Source organism: Oerskovia sp. 140933 (assembly GCF_059651515.1).
On the sequence record NZ_JAMXIO010000027.1, the window covers coordinates 1 to 23,927 of the forward strand.

The window sequence follows — 23,927 nt, forward strand, 5'->3', positions numbered from 1 at the left end:
GTGCACAGGAGCACCCTGGGTGAGCGACGCCGTCGGGCAGGGGAGGGCTACTTCTCGAAGCTGTGCGCGGCGTCCGGGAACGAACCGCCCTTGACCTCGGCCGCGTAGTCCTGCGCGGCACGGCCCAGGGCCGCGCCGATCTCCGCGAACCGCTTCGCGAAGCGCGGCGACCACTCGGTCATCCCCGCGAGGTCGGTCCAGACGAGCACCTGGCCGTCGCACTCGGGGCCGGCGCCGATGCCGATGGTCGGGATGCGCACGACCTCGGTGACGCGCGCGGCGACCTCGACCGGGACCATCTCGAGGACCACGGCCACGGCGCCCGCGTCGGTCACGGCGACGGCGTCCTCGCACAGGCGCTCGGCGGCGTCGTCCCCGCGGCCCTGCACGCGCGGCCCGCCCAGGATGTTCTCCGACTGGGGCGTGAAGCCCAGGTGCGCGACGACGGGGATGCCCGCGTCGGTCAGCGCACGGATCTGCGCGGCCGAGCGGCGCCCGCCCTCGAGCTTGACCGCGTGCGCACCCGTCTCCTTCATGATGCGCACGCCCGTGGCGAGCGCCTGCTCGGGCCCGGCCTCGTACGAGCCGAATGGCAGGTCCACGATCACGAGCGCGCGCTGGGCGGCGCGCGCGACACCGCGTGCGGCGGGGATCATGTCGTCGACCGTGACGGGCAGCGTGGTCCGGTGCCCGTGCATGGTGTTCCCGATCGAGTCGCCGACGAGGAGCATGTCGATGCCTGCCTCGTCGAAGATGCGGGCCGTGATCGCGTCGTACGCGGTGAGCATCGTGAGCTTCTCGTGGCGCGCCTTGGCCTCCGCGAGGTGGTGGACGCGGAAGCGCTTGACGGGCGAGGCCGGGGTCTGGCCGGGCTGGGTGTGTGCGGACATGCTCTCGTCTCTCCAGGTCGTACGGCCCGCCGGTGGTCGGGGGCCGGTCGTTCGGGATGCGGTGCGGGGTGGCGCCGGCCGTCTCGGCGGCGGACCGGGTGAGCCGTCGGGCTACTCGACGGGCTCGCGCCAGCGGGACGTGACGGGCAGGCGGCGGTCGCGGCCGAACGCGAGCGACGTGACCTTGGGGCCGAGCGGGTACTGGCGGCGCTTCCACTCGGCGCGGTCCACCAGGGTCACGACCTTGTCCACGACCTCGGGGTCGAACCCGCGTGCGAGCAGCTCGGCGCGCCCCTCGGCGTGCTCGATGTACGCGTCGAGGACCTCGTCGAGCAGGTCGTAGGGCGGCAGCGAGTCCTGGTCGGTCTGTCCGGGGCGCAGCTCGGCCGAGGGCGGCTTGGTGATCGACGACTCGGGGATCGGGGGGATCTCGCCCGCGTCGAGCGCGGCGTTGTTGCGCCAGCGGGCGAGGGCCCACACGCGCGACTTGTCGACGTCCTTGAGCGGCGCGAACCCGCCGATGCTGCCAGCGTCGTAGATGGTCGCGTACCCGACCGCGAGCTCGGACTTGTTGCCCGGCGCGATGACGAGGTGACCCTCACGGTTGGAGATCGCCATGAGGACCACGCCGCGGACCCGCGCCTGCAGGTTCTCCTCGGCGACGCCCTCGAGCGCGAGCTCGCCCTGGAACGCCTCGACCATGGGGGCGATGGGCTGCACGCGGTAGTCGGCGCCGAGGCGCTTGGCGAGGTCGGCGGCGTCGTCCAGGCTGTGCTCCGAGGAGTAGGTCGAGGGCATCGAGACGCCGACGACGTTCTGCCCGCCGATCGCGTCGGCCGCGATCGTCGCGGACAGCGCCGAGTCGATCCCGCCCGAGACGCCCAGGACGATCGACCGGAAGCCGTTCTTGCGCACGTACCCGGCCAGGCCAGTGACGCACGCCCGGTACACCTCCTCGTCGGGGTGCAGCGGTGCAGCGGTGCGGCCCGCGGGGTAGGGGACCTCGCCCGTGGCGGGGTCGCGCTCGGGCAGGTCCCACAGCAGCAGGTCCTCGACGAACTGCGGCGACGAGGTGAGCAGCGCGCCGTCGGGCGCGACCACGAACGACCCGCCGTCGAACACCAGGTCGTCCTGGCCGCCCACCATGTTGACGTACGCGACCGGTGCGCTCGTCTCGCGTGCGCGCCGGGCCGCGAGCTCGGTGCGCACGTGCCCCTTGCCCTCCTCGTAGGGCGACCCGTTGAGGACGAGCAGCAGGTCGAGCCCGTGCCCGGCCTCGTCCAGGCCGCCGAGCGTGGTGACGGGCCCGCCGTCCTGCCAGATGTCCTCGCAGATCACGATGCCGACGGAGCGGCCCGCGATCTCCAGCACCAGGGGCTCGGTGCCGGGGGCGAAGATGCGGAACTCGTCGAACACGCCGTAGTTCGGCAGGTGGTGCTTGTCGTAGGACGCGACGACCTTCCCGTGCTGGATCACGACCGCACGGTTGGTCGGGAGGTCGGCGGGAGCGCCCGACACCTCGCGCTCGGCCCCCTCCGCGCCCTCGGGGAGCGCGCTCTCGGACGTGCCCACGGTGCCCAGGACGACCGTCACGTGGCCCAGCCCCTCGCGCTCGAGCTGGGCTGCGACGTCGGCGGCCGCGTCCCAGGCCGCGCGACGGAACGACGCGCGCAGCGCGAGGTCCTCGACCGGGTAGCCCGTGAGCGTCATCTCGGGGAACGCCACGAGGTCGGCGCCCTCGGCGGCCGCCCGCCGGGTCCACTCGAGGACCGCCGCCGTGTTCTGGTCGATCGCTCCGACGCACGTGTCGATCTGTGCGAGGGCGATCCGCAGGTCTGCCATACCCGTCAGCCTATGCGAACCCGCCGGTCAGGTGCCCATCCGCACCCCGAGCTGCGCAGGTCGTGGGACGCTGGGGACACGCCGTCCGCGTCCGGACGCGACGTAACCCGCTCGTCACACTCTTCAGGCAGGATGTAGCCCATGGACAGGCAGCAGGAGTTCGTGCTCCGCACGGTCGAGGAGCGCGACATCCGCTTCATCCGTCTCTGGTTCACCGACGTGCTGGGGATGCTCAAGTCGGTCGCCGTGGCCCCCGCGGAGCTCGAGTCCGCGTTCGCGGAGGGCATCGGCTTCGACGGCAGCTCGATCGAGGGCCTCACGCGCGTGTACGAGGCCGACATGATCGCGCGCCCCGACCCCACCACGTTCCAGGTGCTCCCGTGGCGCGGGGAGCGGCACGGGACCGCGAGGATGTTCTGCGACATCCTCACGCCGGACGGCGAGCCCTCGCTCGCGGACTCGCGCAACGTGCTCAAGCGCGCGCTCGCCAAGGCGAGCGACAAGGGGTTCACGTTCTACACGCACCCCGAGGTCGAGTTCTACCTCTTCAACCACCCGGCCGACGCGTCGTCGCCGCTCGTCCCGGTGGACCAGGGCGGGTACTTCGACCACCTGGCGCGGGGATCGACGCACGACTTCCGCCGCGCGGCGATCACGATGCTCGAGTCGATGGGCATCTCGGTGGAGTTCTCCCACCACGAGGCCGGCCCCGGCCAGAACGAGATCGACCTGCGCTACGCCGACGCCCTGACCACGGCAGACAACCTCATGACGTTCCGCACGGTCGTCAAGGAGGTCGCCCTGGAGCAGGGGGTCTTCGCGTCGTTCATGCCCAAGCCCATGGCGGACCAGCCGGGGTCCGGGATGCACACGCACCTGTCGCTGTTCGAGGGCGACCGCAACGCGTTCCACGAGCCCGGCGCGCAGTTCGAGCTGTCGAAGACCGCGCGCTCGTTCATCGCGGGCCTGCTGGTGCACGCCGCGGAGATCACCGCGATCACGAACCAGTACGTGAACTCGTACAAGCGCCTGTGGGGCGGGGCCGAGGCCCCGAGCTACGTGTGCTGGGGTCACAACAACCGTTCGGCGCTCGTGCGCGTGCCCATGTACAAGCCGGGCAAGGGCAACTCGAGCCGCATCGAGTACCGCGCCCTCGACTCCGCGACCAACCCGTACCTGGCGTACGCCGTCATCCTCGCGGCAGGGCTCAAGGGCATCGAGGAGGGCTACGAGCTGCCCGAGGAGACCGAGGACGACGTGTGGGAGCTCACCGACGCCGAGCGTCGTGCGCTCGGCATCAAGCCGCTGCCGCAGTCGCTCGACGCCGCGATCCAGATCATGGAGACGTCCGAGCTCGTCGCCGAGACCCTGGGCGAGCACGTGTTCGACTTCGTGCTGCGCAACAAGCGGCAGGAGTGGGACGCGTACCGCTCGCAGGTCACGCCGTTCGAGCTGAAGCGGTTCCTCCAGGTCCTGTGAGGCACTCGCCCCGGTCCGTCGGGTCCCGGTGGTCGTCGTGACCGCGGGGCCCGACGGCGTCGCGCGCCCGGGCAGCGTCGGCTCGCCGGGCGGTTCGCGCCGCCCCACGGTGACCTCGCGACTGCGCAGGCTCGGGTTCACCGACGTCACCCGCTCGGCGTCGCTGCTCGACGACAAGGACCTCGGGGCCGTCGTGGGCCCCCTGCCCGAGGACGTGCTGGTCGCGCTCGGCGCGACCGCCGACCCGGACCTGGCGCTGCTCCAGCTCGCGCGGCTCTCGACCGCGGTCGGCGGGGACGAGGGCCTGTGCCGGGCGTTCCGCGAGGTGCTCACGAGCGCCCCGGGGACCGGGGACGCGACCGAGCCTGCCGACCCGTCGGTCCCGTCGGGTCGGGACCGCCTGCTCGCGGTGCTCGGCGCCTCGGTCGCGCTCGGCGACGAGCTGGTGTCCCACCCGGACCTGCTGGCCGTCGTCGCGGACCCCACGGCGGGCACGGGCGTCGACGCGGGGGCCGTCCGGGCCGAGCTGCTGCGCGCCGTCGAGGCCGACCCCGACGCCCACCAGCCCGTCGCGGCCCTGCCCGCGCCGGCCGCGACGGACGCCATGCGGCGCGCCTACCGTGCCCGGCTGCTGCGGATCGCCGCGACCGACCTCACGTCGACCGAGCCGCTCACACGGATGCCTGCCGTCGCGGCGGCGCTCGCGGACCTCGCGGCAGCGGCGCTCGAGGCCGCGCTCGCGATCGCGCGCTGCGAGCTCGACGACCACGGGGCGGGGGTCCGGCTCGCGGTCATCGGCATGGGCAAGTGCGGGGGGCGCGAGCTGAACTACGTCTCGGACGTCGACGTGGTCTACGTGGCCGAGCCCGCCGAGGGCTTCGACGAGGAGTACGCGACGACCGTCGGCGCGCGCCTCGCGACGGGCCTCGCGCGCGCGTGCCAGGGGACGTCGTCGGAGCCGCCGCTGTGGCCCGTCGACGCCGCGCTGCGCCCCGAGGGCAGGAACGGACCGCTCGTGCGCACGCTCGCGAGCCACGTCGCGTACTACGAGCGCTGGGCCAAGACGTGGGAGTTCCAGGCGCTGCTCAAGGCGCGCCTGGTCGCGGGCGACCACGAGCTCGGCGCGGCCTACCACGACGCGATCAACCCGTTCGTGTGGTCGGCCGTGACGCGCGAGAACTTCGTCGAGGACTCCCAGGCGATGCGCCGCCGCGTCGAGGACCACGTGCCCGCCGCGGAGGCCGACCGCCAGCTCAAGCTCGGCAAGGGCGGGTTGCGCGACGTCGAGTTCACGGTCCAGCTCCTGCAGCTCGTGCACGGGCGCGCCGACGACACGATCCGCAGCCCCAGCACGCTCACGGCGCTCGCGGCCCTGGCGGCGGGCGGGTACGTGGGGCGCGAGCACGCGGCGCGTCTCGCGGTCTGCTACCGGTTCCTGCGCTCGCTCGAGCACCGCATCCAGCTCTTCCGGCTGCGCCGCACCCACCTGATGCCGACGGGCGAGGACGACCTGCGCCGTCTGGCCCGGTCGGTGGGCATGCGCGCCGAGGGCGCCGACGGCCTGCTCGAGCGCTGGCGTGCGACGCGCCGCGAGGTGCGTGCGCTGCACGAGGAGCTCTTCTACCGGCCGCTGCTGCCGGCCACCGCCCAGCTCTCCGCCGAGGAGGCGAGCCTGGCCCCGGAGGCCGCCAAGGCGCGCTTCCAGGCGATCGGCTACCGCGACCCCGCGGGCGCGCTGCGCCACGTCGTCGCGCTCACCGAAGGGGTGAGCCGGCGGGCCGCGATCCAGCGCCAGCTCCTGCCCGTGATGCTCGGGTGGTTCGCCGAGGGCGCCGACCCGGACGCGGGGCTGCTGAACTTCCGCAAGCTGTCCGAGGAGCTCGGCTCGACGCACTGGTACCTCAAGCTGCTGCGGGACTCGGGGTCGGCCGCGTACCGTCTCGCGACGCTGCTCTCGAGCTCGCGGTACATGGCCGACGCGCTCTCGCGCTCGCCCGAGTCCGTGGCCTGGCTCGCCGACGACGCGGACCTGCTGCCGCGCGGGGCCGGACGCCTCACGAAGGAGGCCGACGCGATCCTGACGCGCGCCGAGGTCGCGGTCCCTGCGGCGACCGCGCTGCGGGCCGTGCGCCGCCGCGAGCTCGCCCGCACGGGGGCTGCGGAGATCCTGCGGGTCGTGAGCCCTGTCGACGCCGCGCGGGCCATCTCGGACGCGGCCGACGTGACGCTCGTGGGTGGGCTGCGCGTGGCGCAGTTCGTCGCGCGCCAGGAGCTGGGCGTCGCGGGCCCCGACGAGGACCCGGCCCGGTGCGCGATCATCGCGATGGGGCGCCTCGGCGGGCGGGAGATGGGCTACGGCTCGGACGCGGACGTCATGTTCGTGCACGAGCCCACGGAGGGCGCGAGCGACCGCGAGGCCCAGGCGTTCGCGCTCGTCGTCGCGACCCGGCTGCGCTCGCTGCTGGGCGACATGGGGCCCGAGCCCGGGCTGCCCGTCGACGCCGACCTGCGCCCCGAGGGACGCAGCGGCCCGCTCGTGCGCTCGTTCGCGTCGTACGCCGAGTACTACGACCGCTGGTCCGCCGTGTGGGAGTCCCAGGCGCTGCTGCGGGCCCGTCCGGCTGCGGGGGACCCTGGGCTGGGCGAACGGTTCGTGGCCCTGGTCGACCCGTTGCGCTACCCGTCGGGCGGGCTCGACCCGGCGGCCGTGCGCGAGGTGCGACGCATCAAGGCGCGCGTCGAGTCGGAGCGGCTGCCGCGCGGCGTCGACCCGTCGCGGCACCTCAAGCTCGGCCGGGGCGGGGTCTCCGACGTCGAGTGGACCGTCCAGCTCCTCCAGCTCCAGCACGCGCACGAGGTCGCGGGCCTGCGCACGACCTCGACGATCAACGCCCTGGAGGCCGCCGCGGACGCGGGCCTGGTGACGCCCGACGACGCAGCGACCCTGGGGGAGTCGTGGCACCTCGCGTCGTGGTTGCGCAGCGCGCTCGTGCTCTGGTCGGGGCGCACCGGCGGCCCGTCGGCCGACGTGCTGCCCCACGAGATCCGGGCGCTGACCGGCCTCGCCCGGGTGATCGGGGACGAGGAGTCGGGGGCCCAGCTCGAGGAACGCTACCTGCGCACCGCGCGGCGCGCGCGGGCCGTCATGGAGCGGGTGTTCTACGGCGAGGACTGAGGCGTCGCGCCGACGCCCCGGACCTGCCGGTCGCCAGGGACCGGCAGGTCCGGGCGCTCAGGCCAGGGCCTTCGCCTTGAGCGTCGCGAACTCGTCCTGGTCGATCACCCCGGAGTCGAGCAGGGCCTTGGCATCGGCGATCTGGGTCGCTGCCGAGGACTGCGAGCCGGAGACGTCCCTGATGTAGGCGTCGGTCTGCGCCTTGGCCTGGGACATGTCCTGCATCTGGCGCTCGGCCATCCCACGGCCCCGGGCGATGACGTAGACCAGCGCGGACACGAACGGGAAGACGACGAGGGCGACGATCCACAGCGCCTTCCACCAGCCGCTCAGCTCGTGGTCGCGGAAGAGGTCGGCGAGGATCCGGAACAGGATCATCAGGTACATGAAGAAGAAGAACCACCAGACCATCAGCCAGAACCAGTCCATGAAGCTGTCCATGCGAACTCCTCCTCAGGTGGGGCCGGTCAACCGGCGAGGATCTGAGCCTTCTGCGCCTCGAACTCGGCAGGGCTCAGCACTCCCTGGTCGCGCAGCGTGCCGAGCTGCGTGAGCTGGGCGATCTTGGCGTCCATGCCGGTCGGGGCCGGTGCGGGCGCCGGGGGCGGTGCCGCGTACGTCGGCTGGGGCGCCTGCTGGGGCGGCGGCTCCTCCTGGGCGGCCCAGCGTCCGGCCTGCCGGCGGGAGACGCGGTTGGAGACGGCGGTCGCCGTGCCGGCGACGACGGCGGTGCGTGCGACTCCTCGGATGAGTCCCATGGTGCTTCCTCTCGGTCGGACGGGTCGTCAGCTGGTCGTCTCGGCGGCGTCGAGCGCTGCGAGGACCGCCTGCACCGGGATCCGCCCGCTCGCGACGAGCTGGGCACCGCCACGCCGCAGGGCCGAGGCGAACGGTGCCGCCCAGACGTTCTCGTACACGAGCACGGCGGCCGTCCTGCCCGGCTCGACGGCCTCCGCGGCCTCGGCGAGGTCCTCGTGCCCCAGGAGTCCCGACTGGGCTCCCGAGAAGATCTCGAGCCCCGTCGAGCCGTCGGCGAGCTCGTCGAGCTCGAGGCCCGTCACGGTCCCGTCGTCCTCCTTGCGCAGCACGAGCAGGTCGAGGACGCGGACGATCCCGCGGTCGACGAGGTCGACGAGCAGGGGGAAGGCCTCTCCCGTCATCGCGTCGGACGTGAACTCCACGACGAGGTAGTCGATGGGGCCGGTGTCCTGGGCGTCGTTCGGGTCCTGGGTCATGGGTCTCGGTCCTCTCCTCCGGGGCCCCTCCCCGCCGCCCGGACGTCCGGAGCCGGCGGAGGGAGGGCGCACGTGTCGTCCCGCGCTCCTGCCAGCATCCGACGAACCGCGCGTCGGCGTCGTCATGCAGACCGCATGAACCCGGGGCCGCCGGGCCGGCGCGTCCTCGTCCGGCCGGAGGCCCCGGTCGTCGCAGGACGCCCGGCGACGACCGGGGCGGACACGGATCATGTGATCGGCGTGATGTGGGTGGTCGGGCCGCGTGCGGCAATGGGAGGACGTGACCCGGGCGACAGGATGGCCAGACCGTGGACTACACCGACCGACTTCGACGCTTCGCGATCAACGACTCCCGGCTCGAGGAGGACCTGGAGCTCGAGTCGACCGTGCTCGAGCCCCGGACCGTCGCCCTGATCCGGCTCGCTGCTCTCGTCGCCGTGGGCGGGGCCGAGCCGACCTACGGCAGCGAGGTCGACGAGGCCGTGACGGCGGGGGCGACGACCGCGGAGATCGTCGACGTCCTCGCGGCGACCATCCCGATCGTCGGGCTGCCGGCCGTGGTCGCCGCGGCACCCAAGCTCGCCCTCGCCCTGGGTTACGACCCGTTCGACGCACGCGAGCCCGGGTGAGGGGTCACGAGCCCAGCAGTCCTCTGTCGACGGCGCGCTCCACGGCCGCGCTCCGGCTCGAGACGCCGAGCTTGCGGTAGATCGAACCGATCTCCGAGCTGGCGGTGTTGCGCGACACGAAGAGCCGCTCGCCGATCTCCCGGATCGTCAGGTGCGTCTGGAGGTAGGGCAGGAGCCGCAGCTCTGCCGGGGTCAGGGGCGGGCCGGGGCTGGTCGACGCGGTCGCGTGCCCGGCCGCGTCGAAGGACTTGCGCAGGTCCGCGACCTCGTCGACCAGCACGCCGAGCGCCGGACGGCGCAGCAGGACGTCGTCGATCTCTCGCAGGAGGTGGCGGACGGCTGCGACGTCGGCCGTGGCCCAGCTCGTGCGCGCGAGCCGGAGGCGCACGCGCACCGCGAGCGTCGGGAACGCGTACGTGCTGAACGTCCTGGCGCGCATCCCCCGCGTGAGGAGGTCGACGGTCCGTGCGTGGTCGTGGGTGTGGAGGGCCAGACGGGCGGCCGCGGCGTACCCCAGGGCGCTCGTCGGGTAGTCCTCCGTGCGGTGGGCCTCGATCGTCGCGAGCGCCTGCCGGACGCGCTGCTCGGCGCTGTCCCACCGGCCGTGGTCCATGTCGAGGTCCGCGAGCTGCGCCTGCGCGTGCACCAGGGTGTCCGCGTCCTGCAGGGCGTCCGCGGCCTCGACGCAGAGCTCGAGGTCGCGGGCGGCCGACACGTCGTCGCCGGCCAGGCGGTGCGCGTCCCCGCTCAGCACGAGGGCCGTGCCGCGCCACGGTCCCCACCCAGGCTCGGAGTCGAGGGCCAGACGGGCGTCGTCGAGCATCCGCTGCGGACCGTCCGGGCAGCGCAGGGCCCGGAACGCTGCACGGGCCGGGGCGAACGCGGCCGCGCCCTCGGTGGGCCCGCTCTCGGACGACGCCGCGTCCGCGACCGCCCCCCAGCGCTCGGCGGCCGCGGCGTGCCCCTCGTAGACCGCGACGTACCCGGCGAGCACCGCGAGGGGCGGGTGGCTGCGGATCGTGCCGTCGCCCAGGAGGCCGAGCCAGCGGTCGACGGTCGAGATCTGCCCGGCCTGGACGAGGGGCACCACGACGCGGGCCACGAGCCGGGCGGCTCGGTCGCGTCCGCCCGTCGCGAGGAGCTGCTCCACGGCGCGGGCCGGTGCCCCGTGGGCCTCGTACCAGTCGGCGGCCCGGCCGCGCAGGGTGTCGGCGAGGTCCGGCTCGGTGGTCAGGAGCTCGTCGAGCAGGAGCTCGCGGAACAGGGCGTGATAGCGGAACCAGCGGCGGTGCCGGTCCAGCGGGACGAGGAACAGGTGCGCGGACTCGAGGTCGCGCAGGTGCCGCAGCGAGGAGGTCTCGCCCAGCACCGCGTCGCACAGGGGAGCCGTGAGGTCGTCGAGGACCGCGGTGCGGCGCAGGAACCGCCGGGTCTCGTCGGGGAGCCGACGGAGCGCCTCGCGCTGCAGGTAGTCCGCGACGCAGGGGTCGGTGCCCGTGAGGGACGCGGCGTCGGCCCCTTCGTCGCGGGCGACCAGGGCCGCGAGGTGCACCCCGACGGGCCACCCCTCGGTCCGGGCCGTGACGGCTGCCGCGACGGCCGGGGCGATGGGCACGTCGGTGGCGGCGAACACGTGCGCGGTGCCCTCGACGTCGAGGGCGAGGTCGAGCGCCCCGAGCTCGACGGTCTCGTCCGCGGCGCGCAGCCTCGCGAGGTGGGGCTGCGCGTCGCGGCTCGCGGCGACGAGCTGCGACCCGTCGGGGATCCCGGCGACCACGACCCCGAGCACGTCGTGGCACGCGGGGGACCGCAGCTCGTGCAGGTCGTCGAGCACCAGCACGAACGGGGTCGGGGCGGCCCTCAGGACCGAGGCCAGGCGCGGGGCGGCCCGTCCGAGCAGCGACGGGTGCGGGGCTGTCGTCCGTCCGTCGAGGTCCGGTCCGCCGAGACCCTGGCGGGCGAGGGCCTCGGTCAGCACCGACAGGAGGACGGGCGGGTCGTCGTCGAACCGGTCGAGCGTGATCCAGACGACGGGGCGAGGGTCGCGCTCGGCCCACTCGGCGAGCAGCGTGGTCTTGCCGTAGCCCGGGGGAGCCGTGATCCCGACGACCCGCCGACCGCTCGCGCGCGCCGCGTCGATCAGGTGGGCACGGCTCACGACCGGCGCGCCGGACCGGGGCGCTGCGAGCTTGGCGTCGAGGAGCAGCCGGTCGAGCTCCGCGGTCGCCGGCGCCGCCCTCGGCTCCTCGATCACGTCTCCACGATAGGGCGAGGCCAGGCCCCGCGCCCGGCAACCCGGAGCTGGCACGCGGGCCAGGCGGGCATGGTGCTTGCACGGACTCGGCACCGACGACGCCTTCCACGTGAGGGGGTATTTCCTAGGAATCTGACCCCCGTCGTCGCCTGCCGGCAACACCGTGACACCACGTCGTCAAAGAACTGACACCAAACCTCTTGCTATGACACCACGAGTGGTGTCATAGTGGCGTCATGGAACTCACGAGATACGTCGACGAGCTGCAGCACCAGCTCGCCACCGCAGCCGCCACAGGCGGGGACGAGGCGCGAGAGCTCGCCGACCGGCTCTCGGCACCGCTCGACGCCGCGGTCCGGCTCGTCCTGCTCGAGGCCCTGTCGACCGCGGCCACCGAGATCACGGCCGAGCTCGCACCGGGCGCGGTCGACGTCCGGCTCCGAGGACGTGACCCCGAGTTCGTCGTGACGCCCGCGCCCGCCTCGGCCTTCGAGGACGCCGCTCCCGCCATCGTCGAACCCGCCCGCCCCGCGGCCCTCGACCCCGACGACGTCAGCACGTCCCGCACGACGCTCCGCCTGCCCGACCAGCTCAAGGCCCAGGTCGAGGAAGCGGCCGCCCGCGAGGGCGTGTCCGTCAACACCTGGCTCGTGCGCGCGGTGGCCGCCGCGCTCGCCCCCGCCGCCCCGTCCCGCAGCACGACCCGCACCACCGCCCGGACCCCCAGCGCGAACGGTCGCGTGACCGGCTGGGTGCGCTGACGCACCGCCTGACACCACCACTTCCCCGCGCCCCGCCACCACGGGGCGGACACGCTCACCCCTCCGGAGGATCCGTCATGCCCACTTTCGCCGCCCCCACCCCCGTCCCGGTCCTCGTCGACGTCCCCTTCGGCAACCTGTACGTCGTCGCCGGGGACCGGGACGACGTCGTCGTGACCGTCCTGCCGGCCGACCCCGGCAAGTCCGGCTCGGTCAAGGCCGCCGAGGAGACGCGCGTCGAGCGCGACGGCGACGCGATCACGATCGTCTACCCCAACTCCTGGAAGCAGTACGTCCTGCCGTTCGCCTCCGGCGGCGCGAAGGTCACCATCGAGCTCCCCGCCGGGTCGGACCTGCGCGGCAAGGCCGGGTCCCTGTACGCCGAGGGCAGGCTCGGGTCGGTCGACCTGAACCTCAACGGCGGCAACGCCCGTCTCGACGACGTCGACCGGCTCGACATCAAGGTCTCGGCCGGCTCCCTCACGGTCGGCCGCGCCGCAGGCCCGACCAGCGCCGTGGTCTCCGCCGGCGGCCTGCGCATCCGCGAGGTCGACGGCGACGCGGTCGTCAAGGTCCCCAACGGCACGACCGAGATCGGACGGACCTCCACGAGGCTGCAGGTCAACGGTGCGCACGGCGAGATCTCGATCGGCCGGTCGCTGGGCGAGACCGTCGTCCGGTGCGCGCACGGCAACATCCGGGTCGAGCAGGCCGCCAGCGGGAGCCTGACGCTCGCCAGCTCCTACGGCTCGATCGAGGTCGGTGTCCCCGAGGGAACCGCCGCGTGGCTCGACGCAGGCTCGCAGCACGGCGAGGTCCGCAACCTCCTGGAGGACGCCGCGGGCCCCGACGAGAGCGACCTGACGGTCGAGGTGCGCGCCAGCACCAGCTACGGCGACGTCGTCGTTCGCCGCCCGCACGCCTGACCGAGCCGGTCCTGCACCAGGCAGCCCGGCAAGGACGGTCCCACCGACGTCTCGCGCCCCGCCCGACGCCGCTCGCCCCACCCGTTCGTCCATCACCGTCGAAGGAGAAGCTCATGACCACCTCAGTCCGCGGACCTGCGATCGAGGTCGCCGGCCTGCGCAAGTCCTACCGCTCGAAGTCCGGCACGCAGCTCGTGCTCGACGGGGTCGACCTCGTCGTCCCCGCAGGGACGATCACCGCGCTGCTCGGCCCCAACGGCTCGGGCAAGACGACGACCGTCGGGGTCCTGTCGACCCTGCTCGCCGCCGACGCCGGCACGGTCCGCGTCGCAGGCCACGACGTCGCCCGCGCACCGGACGCCGTCCGAGCGTCGATCGGCGTCACGGGGCAGATCACCGCGGTCGACGAGCTGCTCACGGGCACCGAGAACCTGCGGCTCATGGCCGACCTCAACCACCTCGGCAAGGCAGCCGGCCGTCGTCGGGCGACCGAGCTGCTCGAGCAGTTCGGGCTGGCCGAGGCCGCGGGCAAGCCCGTCGCGACCTACTCGGGCGGCATGAAGCGCAAGCTCGACCTCGCGATGACGCTCGTCGGCACGCCGTCGGTCGTGTTCCTCGACGAGCCGACGACGGGCCTCGACCCGCGGAGCCGCCGCACCCTGTGGGACGAGGTGCGTGCGCTCGTCGAGCGCGGCACCACGATCCTGCTCACCACCCAGTACCTCGAGGAGGCCGACCGGCTCGCCGACTCGGTCGCCGTCCTCCACGACGGGCGCATCGTCGCCGAGGGCACGCCTGCCGAGCTCAAGTCCGTGCACGACGCGGGCTCGCTCGACGAGGTCTTCCTGGCCCTCACCGAGCCGCCCACCGACGACGAGGCCGGCACCGACGCCGCCCCCGCCGGTCCGACACAGGACAAGGAGAACGTCCGATGACCACCATCGCCACCACCGCCCCCACCACCACGGCACGGCCCCGTCCTGTCGCCGACGTCCTGACCATGCTGCGCCGCAGCCTGCTGCGCGCGGTGCGCTACCCGGGCCTGACGGTCTTCCTCGTCGGCGGACCGATGGTCATGCTGCTGCTGTTCGTCTACGTCTTCGGCGGTGCCTTCGGCGCCGGCGTGGCCCCCGGGATCACCCCCGGTGCCGACGGGCGAGCCGCCTACCTGGACTACATCACCCCGACGCTCCTGGTCATCACGGTCGTCGGGGGAGCGACGTCGGTCGCGGTGAGCGCCGCGATGGACGCCGCGAGCGGGATCATGTCGCGGTTCAAGACCATGGCGATCTCGCCGGGGTCCATCCTCTCGGGGCACGTCCTCGGGTTCGCCGTGCAGGCCATGATCGCGGTGGTCCTCGTGCTGGGCGCCGCGATCGCCATGGGCTACCGTCCCGGGGCGGACGCTCTCGACTGGCTCGCGCTGGCCGGCCTGCTCGTCCTGCTCGGGATCTGCCTGAACTGGCTGTGCGTCGCCATGGGGCTCAACGCGCGCAGCGTCGAGACCGCGAGCAACACCCCCATGATCCTGCTGCTCCTGCCGTTCCTCGGCAGCGGGTTCGTGCCCGTCGAGACCATGCCGACCGCCGTGCGCTGGTTCGCCGAGCACCAGCCGTTCACGCCCGTCATCGACACCGTGCGCGGGCTGCTCGGGGGAGGGGCCGGGCTCGACGGGTCCACGGTCGTGCAGGCCGTGGCCTGGTGCGTCGTGATCGGCGTCGCGGGCTACGTCTGGGCGCGGGCGCTGTTCCGCCGCGAGCGTCGCCTCTGAGACGCACCTGCCCCTGCTCGGCGACGGGCGGGAGCGTGAAGGACCTCCGGGTCCGTCCGGGCCGCGAGGGCCGGGCGCCGGGGGTCCTTCGCGCTGTCAGGCGTCCTCCACGCACCATCCGGTCGCGGCGGCCCACGCCTCGGCCTGCGCGGTGATCCGGGCGATCAGCCCGCTCTTGGCGTCGGCGTAGGCGTTCACGTCCGGCCACGTCCGCGACGCGAGCCGTCGCTTGAGCGTCCCGTACGCCTCGCGATCGGCGTCGTCGTGCCGGAGCCGGTCGCGGAAGAGCAGGTGCCGTCGTTCCCAGTCGCTCCCGACCGAGCAGACGTGGACCTGGACGTCGAGCGACGGGGTCCGGACCATGCGGTGGCCGGGCTGCCGGACCCGCAGCTCGTAGCCCGCGGCAAGGAGCGCGGGGAGGTAGGAGTCCTCGTCCTCGACGTCGTCGACGCTCAGGTCGACGTCGATGACCGGCTTCGCCGCCAGGCCCGGCACCGACGTCGAGCCGACGTGGTCGACGCGCCTGGCCCGCGGCCCCAGGGCGGCCCGCACGCGCTCGCGCTCGGCCTCGAACATCGCGGGCCACGCCGGGTCGGGGTCGACGACCACGATCTCGCGGTGCTCGGGGCCGCCGACCAGCTCTGCGTCGGGCATGCCCCGAGTATCGCGCGTCGGCCGGTCCGGTCGCGCACCGTCGCAGCTCACGCGTGCGCCCCGTTCCGCCTCATGCGGGGCGGACGACGAGGGACTGCGCGAGGGCGCCGATCGATCCCTGCTCGTCGTGGAGGGTGCTCCGGGTCAGGCCCGCCCCGGTGGGGCCGAACGTGACGGTCGTGTCGAGACCGAGCCAGCCACCGCCCGGCGCACGGTGCAGGTGCGCCGTGAGGTCGACGTTCGGGAACGCGACCTCACGGGGGTGCGCGCGGACCGACATGCCGTTCGCGGCGTCCAGCAGGCCGGCCGCGCGGGCGAGCGCACCGACGTCCTCTCCCTCGACGAGACCGTGGTCGGTGCGGACCCAGACCGTGGCGCGGCCGGGTTCGACCAGGCTGCGGCGGACCTCGATGGACTCGATGAATCCTCCGGGCCACACGGTCGCCGGGTCCCAGGGCGGCGTCGCCCCCGGTCCGGCGAGCGGTCCGGGAGCGCCTCCGGCGAGCGAGGCGGTGTCGGAGGTCCGGGTGAGCCAGGCCCGCAGGGTGATCACGCAGCGGCCGTCGCACAGCAGCTCGGCCTCGACCAGCTCGACGGTGCGGCCCGGGCGCAGCACCCGGACCCGGGCGTCCAGCGCGAGGAGGGGGTAGGGGCCCCAGATGTCGTAGGACAGCCGGGTCGGTGCGAGGTCGTCGCGCCCCCGGGCGGCGCGGTCCGTCTCGACGACGTGGGCGAGCAGGCCCAGCGACGGCGCGACGTGCTGCTCGTCGGTGCGCCAGGCGCCTCCGACGTGCTCGGTCGGGTCGAACGTCGTCGCGCCGGTGCGACGGAAGTACGCCATGGATCTCCTCGTGGTCGGCCCTGCCCCGAGCGGGTGCGCGCGGTCGTGGCGTCCTTCCTACCACCCCGTGCGGCTCGCCGGCCGCGACCGACGCGTCTCCCGGGGAGCCCCACGGCAGGCTGCGGTGGGTGTGACGGGCCCCACAGGGCGACCGTGCCCCTCGACGGGTGGCCCCGGACGGCCCGTCCTAGGCTCGACCGATGGCCGACGAAGAGTCCCACGACCCGACCGTGTGCGTGCTCGCGCTCACCCCGCTCCTGGCGATCGAGATCGAGCCCGCCGGGCCGCACGAGACGTCGCCCGAGGTGCACGTGCACCCGGGAGGGCAGGGGCTGTGGCTCGCGCGCATGGCGTACTCCCTGGGAGCGCACGCGATCGTGTGCGGCCCGTTCGGCGGCGAGACGGGGACGGTCGCCGCGCACCTGGCGCGCGCCGAGCACCTCGACCTGCGAGTGACGTCGACGGGAGCCAACGGCGCCTACGTCCACGACCGGCGCAGCGGCGAGCGCACCGAGGTGGTCGCGATGGACCCGTTCCCCCTGAACCGGCACGAGGTGGACGACCTCTACGGCACCGTGCTGGTCTCGGCCCTCGACGCCGCGGTCACCATCCTCACCGGCTCGAGCACCGCGGTGGGCGTCCTGCCGGACTTCTTCGGCCGCCTCACCCGTGACCTGCACGCGTCCGAACGTCAGGTCGTCGCGGACCTGTCGGGCGCGCAGGCGCGCGCGGTCGCGCAGGAGCCCGGCGCCGTGCTGAAGATCAGCCACGAGGAGATGGTCGAAGGAGGCTTCTCGTCCGACGACAGCGAGAAGGCGCTGCGTGCCGCGGTCGACGAGATGCTCGCCGCCGGCCCGCGCGCCGTGATCGTCTCGCGTGCCGAGGCGCCCTCGCTGCTGATCACGCGCGAGCACAGCTACACGGTGCAGAGCCCGTCCGTCACGACCGTGGACCATCGCGGGGCGGGCGACTCGATGACGGCGGGGATCGCCGTCGGGCTCGCCCGGGGCCTGGACCTGCCCGACGCCGTCCGGCTCGGGGCCGCCGCGGGGGCCCTCAACGTGACCCGGCGCGGCCTGGGCACGGGCCACCGCGACCAGATCGAACGGTTCGCGCACCGCGTCACGGTGCGCGAGACCGACTGACGGATCGACCGGCACAGGAGGCCAGCCATCATGCGTGCACTCATCACCAACGACGACGGGATCGACTCCCCGGGCCTGGCGGTGCTCGCCGGCGCCGCGCTCGACGCGGGGTACGAGGTCGTCGTCGCCGCGCCCGCACGGGAGTCCTCGGGCGCGAGCGCGTCGCTCCTGGGGGCCGAGCAGGACGGTCGGCTCGCGGTCGAGCCGCGACAGGCTCCGGGACTGCCCGACGGCGTAACGTCGCTCGCGGTCCGGGCCGCCCCCGCGCTCATCGCCTTCGTCGCGGCCTACGGCGGGTTCGGCGGCAAGCCCGACCTGGTCCTGTCCGGGGTGAACAAGGGGGCGAACACGGGCAACGCGATCCTGCACTCCGGGACGGTGGGGGCCGCGCTGTCCGCGACGACCCACGGCATCGCGTCGATCGCCGTCTCCATGGACGCGGCCGAGCCGAGGCACTGGGAGACCGCGCGCCTCGTCACGGACCACGTCGTCGAGTGGGTGGGGCGCACCCCGATGGGCCGACGGGTCCTGAACGTCAACGTGCCCGACTGCGAGCCCGACCGGCTCAAGGGGCTGCGCCAGGCGCCGCTCGCGACGTTCGGCCTGGTGCAGGCGCGCATCCACGAGGACGACGACCGGAACCTGACGCTGCAGTACTCCGGCACCGAGCGGCACTCCGAGCCGGACTCGGACACCGGGCTCCTGACCCGGGGGTGGGCGACCGCGACGCTGCTGCTCGCGCCGTACGCCGACGCGAGCCTCGAGGTCCCGGACCTGCCCGTGCCGTGACCTCGGCCCGGCCTGGCGCGACGGACGGCTCCGGTCAGCCGTGCACGGCGGACACCTCGCCCGTCGCGCGCCCGGGGTCGTGGAGGTACTCGTCGACGAGGGTCCGCCGCTCGTCCGCGGGGCGGTCGTCGCCGAGCCGAACGAGATGGGCGGCAAGGGTACGGACCGGCACGTTGTGGGTGTTCGAGGTGCTGCGCAGGAGAGCGAACGCCTCGTCGATCGTCACACCGTGGGTCGCCGACACGATCCCCTTGGCCTGGTCGATCGCGCCCCGGTGGGCGAAGGCCGCCCGGAGGTGGCCGTCCGCGAGGCCGGCTGCGCGCTCGGCGACCGGCGCGGTCGCGTCGACGACGTAACCCATGAGCTCGACGACCTCGCCCGACTGCGGGTCGCGCCGCCCCTGCCCGACCATCACGACGACCCGCTCCTCCCCGCGCGCGTCCATGATGCGGTGCGTGCTGTGGAACGGGCGGCCGGACACCGTGGCCGACTCCAGGAGCCGGCGGACGCGCTCACGGTCCTGGGGGTGCTTGTGCGCCAGGACGAGGTTCGTGGTGGGCACGACCTCGTGCGGCTCGAACCCGTGGATGCGGAAGGTCTCGACGGACCACCACCAGCGTTCGCTCGTCAGGTCGTGGCGCCACTGGCCGGTGCCACGGGAGCCTTCAGAGCGTTCCGGGGAGGCAGCGGGGGAGACGGTGGAGGCCCGGCCGGTCGTGCGGGCCGTGGCGGTGCGGTGCGGTGCGGGGGTGCGGTCGTCGATCGACATGACGGGGCGTCTCCTTGGGGGGAAGGAAGCGTGAGGCTGCCGCCTGACTCGCCGACCGTACCTGCGGCTCGCGGACTTCTCTCGCTGGGCAGGTCCTCTGAGGGGTACGTCACGTCCGCCTGCCTCGGGTGGCCTGGGGCGACCGGGCCGGGCGCGACCCGTGGGGTGCGCGCCGGCCGCTCCGGTGGCGAGTGCGGTGCACTGCCGCCTAGGTTCGAAGGAGGTCAGGAAGTGGCCGACCGGGAGCCCAGGTGCACCGCGCCGCTCGACCTGTCCTCCCGGTGACCGATGCGCGAAGGGCTCACGTCCTTCGTCTGTCACCATCGCGGACCGGCAGGGTCGGGCCGACCGCGAGGAGGATCCCCATGGACACGTCCCCCCGCAGCCAGCGCCCCGAGCCGGCACCCGACGACCCGCGCAAGCCGGACTCCCCGACGGACCTTCGGGGCCGGTCGTGGAAGCACGCCGCGCTCACGACGGCCCGGCAGTTCTCGCGAGACCAGTGCCTCGACCTGGCCGCCGGCCTGACCTACTACGCGGTGCTGGCCTCCGCACCGGCCCTCCTGGCGGTCCTGTCGCTGCTCGGTCTGGTGGGGGACAGCGAGAAGATCGTCGACCAGGTGCTGGACATCGCGGCCTCGGTCGTGCCCGCCGACGCGATGACCACCCTCGAGCCGCTGGTCGAGCAGATCGCGGGCGGGAGCGACAAGGCCGGTCTGGCGCTCGTCGTCGGCGTGGTCGTCGCGCTCTGGTCGGCCTCCGGGTACGTCGGGGCGTTCGGCCGGGCGATGAACCGCATCTACGAGGTCGAGGAGGGCCGCCCGGTCTGGAAGCTGCGTCCGGTGATGCTGCTCGTGACCGCAGCGGTGGTGCTCATGGCGGTCCTGGTCGTCGTAGCGCTGGTCCTGTCCGGTCCCGTGGCCCGCGCGATCGGGGACGCGATCGGGCTGGGGTCCGCAGCGCTCACGGCCTGGAACATCGCCAAGTGGCCCGTGGTCCTGCTCCTGGTCGTCCTCATCGTCGCGGTGCTCTACCACTCGACTCCCAACGTGCGGCAGCCGCGCTTCCGGTGGCTGAGCGTGGGCGCCGTCGTCGCGATCCTCGTGTGGATCCTCGCGTCGGTCGGGTTCGGGTTCTACGTCGCGACGTTCTCCTCCTACGACTCGACCTACGGGGCCCTGGCCGGGGTCATCGTGTTCCTGCTGTGGCTGTGGATCACGAACCTCGCCCTGCTCTTCGGTGCCGAGCTGGACGCGGAGCTCGAGCGGGCACGCGAGCTGCAGGGAGGCATCCCGGCCGAGGAGACGATCCAGCTCCCGCCCCGCGACACGCGGGCGAGCGAGAAGCGTCGGCAGAAGCTCCAGCAGGACGTCGAGCGGGGGCGGGAGATCCGGACGGCAGCCCAGCGGTCGTCGGAGGACGGTGGAGGCCGGCACGACGAGGCCCCGGGCGGGGACCGGCCGAGGACCTGACCGCCCGGCAGTGGCACCGACGGTGAGCTACCAGCGCACGACGACCGCGAGCGAGAGGACGAGGACATGCGAGCACTGACCTGGCAGGGCAGGGAGAAGGTGTCGGTCGAGGACGTCCCCGACCCACGGATCCAGGAAGCGACCGACGCGATCGTCCGGGTCACGTCGAGCGCGATCTGCGGATCCGACCTCCATCTGTACTCGGTGCTGGGGATGTACCTCGACCCCGGGGACGTCCTGGGACACGAGACCATGGGCGTCGTCGAGGAGGTCGGTGCGCATGCCACCCGGCTCAAGGTGGGCGACCGTGTGGTGATCCCGTTCGGGATCGCGTGCGGTACCTGCTGGATGTGCACCCACGGAATGCAGTCGCAGTGCGAGACCACGCAGGTGCGGTCCCAGGACAAGGGTGCGGCGCTCTTCGGGTACACGAGGCTCTACGGGCAGGTCCCGGGCGGCCAGGCCGAGTACCTGCGCGTGCCGCAGGCGCACTACGGCCCGGTCGTCGTGCCGGACGGCGGACCGGACGAGCGGTACCTGTACCTCTCGGACGTGCTGCCCACGGCGTGGCAGGCCGTCGAGTACACGGCGGTGCCACCGGGAGGGACCGTCGCGGTGGTAGGGCTCGGGCCGATCGGCCAGATGGCGGCCCGGGTCGCACGTCACCGGGGTGCCGGGCAGGTCATCGGGCTGGACCTCGTGCCCGAGCGGTTGGCCATGGCGAGGCGGCACGGCATCGAGGTCGTCGACGTGTCGGTCGTGGACGACGTCGCCGGGGCCGTGCGTGAGCTGACCGGCGGCCGCGGCGCCGACGGCGTGATCGACGCCGTCGGGATGGAGGCGCACGGCTCACCGGGGGCGGCGCTCGCGCAGCGGGCCGCAGGCGTCCTGCCGGATGCCGTCGCGGGGGCGATCAACGAGCGGGTGGGCGTCGACCGGCTGGCCGCCCTGCTCACCGCGATCTCGCTCGTGCGTCGCGGCGGGACCCTGTCGATCTCGGGCGTGTACGGCGGGGCCAAGGACCCGCTGCCTCTCATGGAGCTCTTCGACAAGCAGATCACGCTGCGCATGGGACAGGCGAACGTCCGGCGGTGGGTCGACGACCTGCTGCCCCTGGTGTCGGACCCGCGCGATCCCCTGGGCGTCCTGGACCTGCGCACGCACCGACTCTCCCTCGAGGACGCGCCGCGCGGTTACGACCTCTTCCAGAAGAAGACGGACGGCTGCATCAAGGTCGTCCTGGATCCCACGGTGCGGCGCTCCGCGCAGGAGCAGAAGGAGGCCGGCTCATGACGGACGGGCTCGACACGCACCTCCTTGCGATCTACCTCAACGACCACGTCGCTGGTGCGACGGTCGGTGTCCAGCGGGTGCGGCGCATGGCGACGGTCTACGACGGGACGGTCGTGGGGGCGACCGTCACGCCGCTCGTGGCCCAGCTCCAGGAGGAACGGGACTGGCTGATCGCGTGCCTGCAGCGTCTGGAGATCCCCGTGCGGACCTACAAGGTGCTCGGAGCATCCGTGGCCGAGCGCGTCGGACGACTCAAGCTCAACGGACGCGTCCGCTCGACGTCTCCGCTGAGCGCTCTGCTCGAGGTCGAGCTGCTCCGCGGTGCGATCACGGGCAAGGCGAGCGGCTGGCAGACCCTGCGTGCGCTGGGGCCGCAGCTCGGGTTCTCGCCGGAGCGGCTGACGGAGCTCGACGGGCTGGTCGAGCGCGCCTTCCAGCAGTTCACGACTCTCTCCGAGCTGTTGGACGTGCTGCACGGGGGCGTCTTCCGGAGGCGAGGCGCGCGGCCCACCGGTCCCAGGGAGGACTGACCGACCAGTTCACCGCGAGCGTGCGCCAGGCCCACCGGAAGCGACGCCTCAACGAGGCGCGCGACTCGAACGTCCGGCCCGAGACCCCGACGACGAGCCGACGGTCGAAGCGCACCCGCGCCGTGCTCCCCAGCGCGAAGCTGAGGTCTGCGTCGTCGTGCACCAGGGGGTCGTCGCGGTGCACCCGGTCGCGGACGCCCTCCCAGGCGCTGACCCGGAGCGCCATGTTCGAGCCCCACAGGGGAACGTTCGCGATCGCGGCCCGCATGCCCCAGAAGTACCCGCCCATGTAGAACGTGCGCGCGAGGCACGCACGGGCAGCGGGGAGGTCGTAGAACGCGCCGGGACCCGTGAGCGCGACGAGCTCAGGGTCGCGCTCGAACGCCGCGTGCACCCGCCGCAGCCAGTCCGGCGGCGGGACGGTGTCGGCGTCGCAGCGCACGATCACCCCGCCCCGTACAGCGTCGTAGCCGGTCGAGGCGGCTGCCGGGATGCCCGGAGCGGGCTCGTGGAGCACCTGGGCACCTGCGTGGCGCGCCACGGCGGCGCTGTCGTCGGTCGACGCGTTGTCGACCACGACGACCTCGTCGGGGAGGCGAACCTGCTGAGCGAGTGCCTCGAGGCACCGTTCCAGGTGCCGCGCGTCGTCCTTCACGGGGATGACGACGGTCAACGACAGCTCGCCCGTGGCGCCACGCACGCTCATGAGCGTCTCACCAGGAGGAGACCGGCCACGAACGCCCCGATCCCACCGGCCACGAGATCGCCCAGCGTATCGAGGTATCCGACGTCGATCGAGGGGTCCACGTACCGTGCCCCCGCCCACTCGCCGACCTCCCAGAGCAGCGCCAGCAGCACGCCGAGGGCCGTGGCGGTGACCACGGCACCGGTCCGGGGACGACGCAGGGTCGGGCCGGCCGCACGGGCACCGGCGTCCGACCCCGCGAGGAGGGGGCCGGGGGTCGGCAGGCATCCCAGGAAGACCAGGACCGCGTAGGCGAGCACCGTCAGGGCGGCCGTCGCCAGCAGGTGCATCACCAGGTCGAGCCAGGAGACCCGGGCGTAGAGGTCGAGCAGCGCGATCCAGGCGGCGACGCTCAGGACGAGCCCGACCAGCGGATCGACCACGCCCTGGAGGCCGACGGCGCGAGGGAGCACGGTCCCGAGCAGGACGAGCGAGAGCAGGGCGACCGCCACCGGTCCGTAGAGCGCACCGCCGACCGGGATCGCGAGGCCCGCCAGCACGCGCACCACGTCACCGACGACGGTCGTCGTGGTCGATCCGCGCAACGACGAGGTGGTGTTCACCGAGCAAATCTAGCGATGTGCGTGGAGGCTCGCGCGGCGTCGACCGCGAGCACCCGCCTCAGGGGCACCGAGGACGAAGGCGGTCCCGCGCGTGCGTCGGGCCCCTTTCAGGGGCTGGGTAGCTGCTCGCCTCATGACGTGACGACAGGTCGGTGCAGAACCGG

The 23,927-nt window shown here is 73.6% G+C and carries 23 protein-coding genes; 12 read left to right on the forward strand and 11 right to left on the reverse strand.

Going from position 1 to position 23,927, the window contains the following annotated elements; all coding sequences use genetic code 11:
* Positions 1-47: 47 nt before the first annotated feature.
* Both panB and NHG27_RS13890 read right to left on the reverse strand, forming a co-directional pair.
* A complete protein-coding gene (gene panB / locus NHG27_RS13885) occupies positions 48-890 on the reverse strand; it encodes a 3-methyl-2-oxobutanoate hydroxymethyltransferase (protein ID WP_497016677.1) in 843 nt (280 codons plus the stop codon).
* Positions 891-1,001: 111 nt separating this feature from the next.
* On the reverse strand, positions 1,002-2,732 hold the full coding sequence (locus NHG27_RS13890) for an NAD+ synthase (RefSeq protein ID WP_497016678.1): 1,731 nt from the start codon (positions 2,730-2,732) through the stop codon (positions 1,002-1,004).
* Positions 2,733-2,873: 141 nt separating this feature from the next.
* Between NHG27_RS13890 and NHG27_RS13895 the strand changes: the two genes are divergently transcribed.
* A complete protein-coding gene (locus NHG27_RS13895) occupies positions 2,874-4,211 on the forward strand; it encodes a glutamine synthetase family protein (RefSeq protein WP_193720320.1) in 1,338 nt (445 codons plus the stop codon).
* Between the two features lie 37 nt (positions 4,212-4,248).
* Positions 4,249-7,386 (forward strand): bifunctional [glutamine synthetase] adenylyltransferase/[glutamine synthetase]-adenylyl-L-tyrosine phosphorylase, encoded by a 3,138-nt coding sequence (locus NHG27_RS13900; RefSeq protein WP_497016679.1) that lies wholly within the window; start codon positions 4,249-4,251, stop codon positions 7,384-7,386.
* A gap of 57 nt (positions 7,387-7,443) precedes the next feature.
* Here NHG27_RS13900 and NHG27_RS13905 read toward each other — a convergent pair whose 3' ends face one another.
* The 3 genes from NHG27_RS13905 to NHG27_RS13915 are packed head-to-tail and all read right to left on the reverse strand — an operon-like array spanning position 7,444 to position 8,621.
* Positions 7,444-7,827 carry an SHOCT domain-containing protein gene (locus NHG27_RS13905; RefSeq protein ID WP_193720318.1) on the reverse strand — a complete coding sequence of 128 codons (384 nt, stop codon included), beginning with the start codon at positions 7,825-7,827 and terminating at the stop codon, positions 7,444-7,446.
* A 26-nt stretch (positions 7,828-7,853) separates the two neighbouring features.
* Positions 7,854-8,144 carry an SHOCT domain-containing protein gene (locus NHG27_RS13910; protein ID WP_497016680.1) on the reverse strand — a complete coding sequence of 97 codons (291 nt, stop codon included), beginning with the start codon at positions 8,142-8,144 and terminating at the stop codon, positions 7,854-7,856.
* Positions 8,145-8,171: 27 nt separating this feature from the next.
* Complete coding sequence (locus tag NHG27_RS13915) at positions 8,172-8,621, reverse strand: DUF6325 family protein (protein WP_193720316.1); 450 nt, start codon at positions 8,619-8,621, stop codon at positions 8,172-8,174.
* A 308-nt stretch (positions 8,622-8,929) separates the two neighbouring features.
* Between NHG27_RS13915 and NHG27_RS13920 the strand changes: the two genes are divergently transcribed.
* Positions 8,930-9,250: a carboxymuconolactone decarboxylase family protein gene (locus tag NHG27_RS13920; RefSeq protein ID WP_193720315.1), complete on the forward strand. Its 321-nt coding sequence runs from the start codon at positions 8,930-8,932 to the stop codon at positions 9,248-9,250.
* Positions 9,251-9,254: 4 nt separating this feature from the next.
* Here NHG27_RS13920 and NHG27_RS13925 read toward each other — a convergent pair whose 3' ends face one another.
* Positions 9,255-11,504, reverse strand: a complete 2,250-nt coding sequence (locus NHG27_RS13925; protein WP_497016681.1) for a winged helix-turn-helix domain-containing protein — start codon at positions 11,502-11,504, stop codon at positions 9,255-9,257.
* A 236-nt stretch (positions 11,505-11,740) separates the two neighbouring features.
* Between NHG27_RS13925 and NHG27_RS13930 the strand changes: the two genes are divergently transcribed.
* The 4 genes from NHG27_RS13930 to NHG27_RS13945 all read left to right on the forward strand — a co-directional run bounded on the left by NHG27_RS13930 (position 11,741) and on the right by NHG27_RS13945 (position 14,962).
* Positions 11,741-12,265: a YlcI/YnfO family protein gene (locus NHG27_RS13930; protein WP_497016682.1), complete on the forward strand. Its 525-nt coding sequence runs from the start codon at positions 11,741-11,743 to the stop codon at positions 12,263-12,265.
* A 77-nt stretch (positions 12,266-12,342) separates the two neighbouring features.
* Positions 12,343-13,191 (forward strand): DUF4097 family beta strand repeat-containing protein, encoded by an 849-nt coding sequence (locus tag NHG27_RS13935; RefSeq protein WP_497016683.1) that lies wholly within the window; start codon positions 12,343-12,345, stop codon positions 13,189-13,191.
* 113 nt (positions 13,192-13,304) lie between these two features.
* Complete coding sequence (locus tag NHG27_RS13940) at positions 13,305-14,126, forward strand: ABC transporter ATP-binding protein (protein ID WP_497016684.1); 822 nt, start codon at positions 13,305-13,307, stop codon at positions 14,124-14,126.
* Positions 14,123-14,962: an ABC transporter permease gene (locus tag NHG27_RS13945; RefSeq protein WP_497016685.1), complete on the forward strand. Its 840-nt coding sequence runs from the start codon at positions 14,123-14,125 to the stop codon at positions 14,960-14,962. Before NHG27_RS13940 ends, NHG27_RS13945 begins: the two co-directional genes overlap by 4 nt.
* Positions 14,963-15,058: 96 nt before the next feature.
* On the opposite strand, the gene NHG27_RS13950 is transcribed toward NHG27_RS13945, so the two are convergent.
* Both NHG27_RS13950 and NHG27_RS13955 read right to left on the reverse strand, forming a co-directional pair.
* Positions 15,059-15,616, reverse strand: a complete 558-nt coding sequence (locus tag NHG27_RS13950; RefSeq protein WP_497016686.1) for a GrpB family protein — start codon at positions 15,614-15,616, stop codon at positions 15,059-15,061.
* Positions 15,617-15,686: 70 nt separating this feature from the next.
* Positions 15,687-16,457 (reverse strand): thioesterase family protein, encoded by a 771-nt coding sequence (locus NHG27_RS13955; RefSeq protein ID WP_497016687.1) that lies wholly within the window; start codon positions 16,455-16,457, stop codon positions 15,687-15,689.
* A 200-nt stretch (positions 16,458-16,657) separates the two neighbouring features.
* On the opposite strand from NHG27_RS13955, the gene NHG27_RS13960 reads away from it, so the two are divergent.
* Positions 16,658-17,602, forward strand: coding sequence for a 1-phosphofructokinase family hexose kinase (locus NHG27_RS13960; RefSeq protein ID WP_497016688.1), 945 nt, complete (start codon positions 16,658-16,660; stop codon positions 17,600-17,602).
* 30 nt (positions 17,603-17,632) lie between these two features.
* The gene (gene surE / locus NHG27_RS13965; protein ID WP_193720306.1) at positions 17,633-18,391 is read left to right on the forward strand and encodes a 5'/3'-nucleotidase SurE; all 759 of its coding nucleotides are present in this window, start codon (positions 17,633-17,635) and stop codon (positions 18,389-18,391) included.
* Between the two features lie 34 nt (positions 18,392-18,425).
* On the opposite strand, the gene NHG27_RS13970 is transcribed toward surE, so the two are convergent.
* Entirely contained in the window at positions 18,426-19,160 is a 735-nt protein-coding gene (locus NHG27_RS13970) for a PAS and ANTAR domain-containing protein (protein ID WP_497016689.1), read from the reverse strand.
* Between the two features lie 365 nt (positions 19,161-19,525).
* On the opposite strand from NHG27_RS13970, the gene NHG27_RS13975 reads away from it, so the two are divergent.
* The 3 genes from NHG27_RS13975 to NHG27_RS13985 all read left to right on the forward strand — a co-directional run bounded on the left by NHG27_RS13975 (position 19,526) and on the right by NHG27_RS13985 (position 22,455).
* Entirely contained in the window at positions 19,526-20,632 is a 1,107-nt protein-coding gene (locus NHG27_RS13975; RefSeq protein ID WP_497016690.1) for a YihY/virulence factor BrkB family protein, read from the forward strand.
* Between the two features lie 66 nt (positions 20,633-20,698).
* Positions 20,699-21,925, forward strand: coding sequence for a zinc-dependent alcohol dehydrogenase (locus NHG27_RS13980; protein WP_497016691.1), 1,227 nt, complete (start codon positions 20,699-20,701; stop codon positions 21,923-21,925).
* Complete coding sequence (locus tag NHG27_RS13985) at positions 21,922-22,455, forward strand: hypothetical protein (RefSeq protein WP_497016692.1); 534 nt, start codon at positions 21,922-21,924, stop codon at positions 22,453-22,455. The genes NHG27_RS13980 and NHG27_RS13985 overlap by 4 nt, the downstream gene beginning before the upstream one ends.
* Here the strand turns inward: NHG27_RS13985 and NHG27_RS13990 are convergent.
* The gene (locus NHG27_RS13990) at positions 22,367-23,161 is read right to left on the reverse strand and encodes a glycosyltransferase family 2 protein (RefSeq protein ID WP_497016693.1); all 795 of its coding nucleotides are present in this window, start codon (positions 23,159-23,161) and stop codon (positions 22,367-22,369) included. The genes NHG27_RS13985 and NHG27_RS13990 overlap by 89 nt on opposite strands.
* Positions 23,158-23,763, reverse strand: a complete 606-nt coding sequence (locus tag NHG27_RS13995) for a DUF2238 domain-containing protein (RefSeq protein WP_497016694.1) — start codon at positions 23,761-23,763, stop codon at positions 23,158-23,160. Before NHG27_RS13995 ends, NHG27_RS13990 begins: the two co-directional genes overlap by 4 nt.
* Between the last annotated feature and the right edge of the window lie 164 nt (positions 23,764-23,927).

What these genes read in the sequence shown, in the direction of transcription:
- NHG27_RS13985 (WP_497016692.1), top strand. Translation starts at nt 21,922, where the DNA reads ATGACGGACGGGCTCGACACGCACCTCCTTGCGATCTACCTCAACGAC.
- NHG27_RS13945 (WP_497016685.1), top strand. Translation starts at nt 14,123, where the DNA reads ATGACCACCATCGCCACCACCGCCCCCACCACCACGGCACGGCCCCGT.
- NHG27_RS13930 (WP_497016682.1), top strand. Translation starts at nt 11,741, where the DNA reads ATGGAACTCACGAGATACGTCGACGAGCTGCAGCACCAGCTCGCCACC.
- NHG27_RS13955 (WP_497016687.1), bottom strand. Translation starts at nt 16,457, where the DNA reads ATGGCGTACTTCCGTCGCACCGGCGCGACGACGTTCGACCCGACCGAG.
- NHG27_RS13980 (WP_497016691.1), top strand. Translation starts at nt 20,699, where the DNA reads ATGCGAGCACTGACCTGGCAGGGCAGGGAGAAGGTGTCGGTCGAGGAC.
- NHG27_RS13990 (WP_497016693.1), bottom strand. Translation starts at nt 23,161, where the DNA reads ATGAGCGTGCGTGGCGCCACGGGCGAGCTGTCGTTGACCGTCGTCATC.
- NHG27_RS13950 (WP_497016686.1), bottom strand. Translation starts at nt 15,616, where the DNA reads ATGCCCGACGCAGAGCTGGTCGGCGGCCCCGAGCACCGCGAGATCGTG.
- NHG27_RS13905 (WP_193720318.1), bottom strand. Translation starts at nt 7,827, where the DNA reads ATGGACAGCTTCATGGACTGGTTCTGGCTGATGGTCTGGTGGTTCTTC.
- NHG27_RS13975 (WP_497016690.1), top strand. Translation starts at nt 19,526, where the DNA reads ATGGACACGTCCCCCCGCAGCCAGCGCCCCGAGCCGGCACCCGACGAC.
- NHG27_RS13940 (WP_497016684.1), top strand. Translation starts at nt 13,305, where the DNA reads ATGACCACCTCAGTCCGCGGACCTGCGATCGAGGTCGCCGGCCTGCGC.
- surE (WP_193720306.1), top strand. Translation starts at nt 17,633, where the DNA reads ATGCGTGCACTCATCACCAACGACGACGGGATCGACTCCCCGGGCCTG.
- NHG27_RS13960 (WP_497016688.1), top strand. Translation starts at nt 16,658, where the DNA reads ATGGCCGACGAAGAGTCCCACGACCCGACCGTGTGCGTGCTCGCGCTC.
- panB (WP_497016677.1), bottom strand. Translation starts at nt 890, where the DNA reads ATGTCCGCACACACCCAGCCCGGCCAGACCCCGGCCTCGCCCGTCAAG.
- NHG27_RS13915 (WP_193720316.1), bottom strand. Translation starts at nt 8,621, where the DNA reads ATGACCCAGGACCCGAACGACGCCCAGGACACCGGCCCCATCGACTAC.
- NHG27_RS13935 (WP_497016683.1), top strand. Translation starts at nt 12,343, where the DNA reads ATGCCCACTTTCGCCGCCCCCACCCCCGTCCCGGTCCTCGTCGACGTC.
- NHG27_RS13890 (WP_497016678.1), bottom strand. Translation starts at nt 2,732, where the DNA reads ATGGCAGACCTGCGGATCGCCCTCGCACAGATCGACACGTGCGTCGGA.
- NHG27_RS13910 (WP_497016680.1), bottom strand. Translation starts at nt 8,144, where the DNA reads ATGGGACTCATCCGAGGAGTCGCACGCACCGCCGTCGTCGCCGGCACG.
- NHG27_RS13895 (WP_193720320.1), top strand. Translation starts at nt 2,874, where the DNA reads ATGGACAGGCAGCAGGAGTTCGTGCTCCGCACGGTCGAGGAGCGCGAC.
- NHG27_RS13970 (WP_497016689.1), bottom strand. Translation starts at nt 19,160, where the DNA reads ATGTCGATCGACGACCGCACCCCCGCACCGCACCGCACCGCCACGGCC.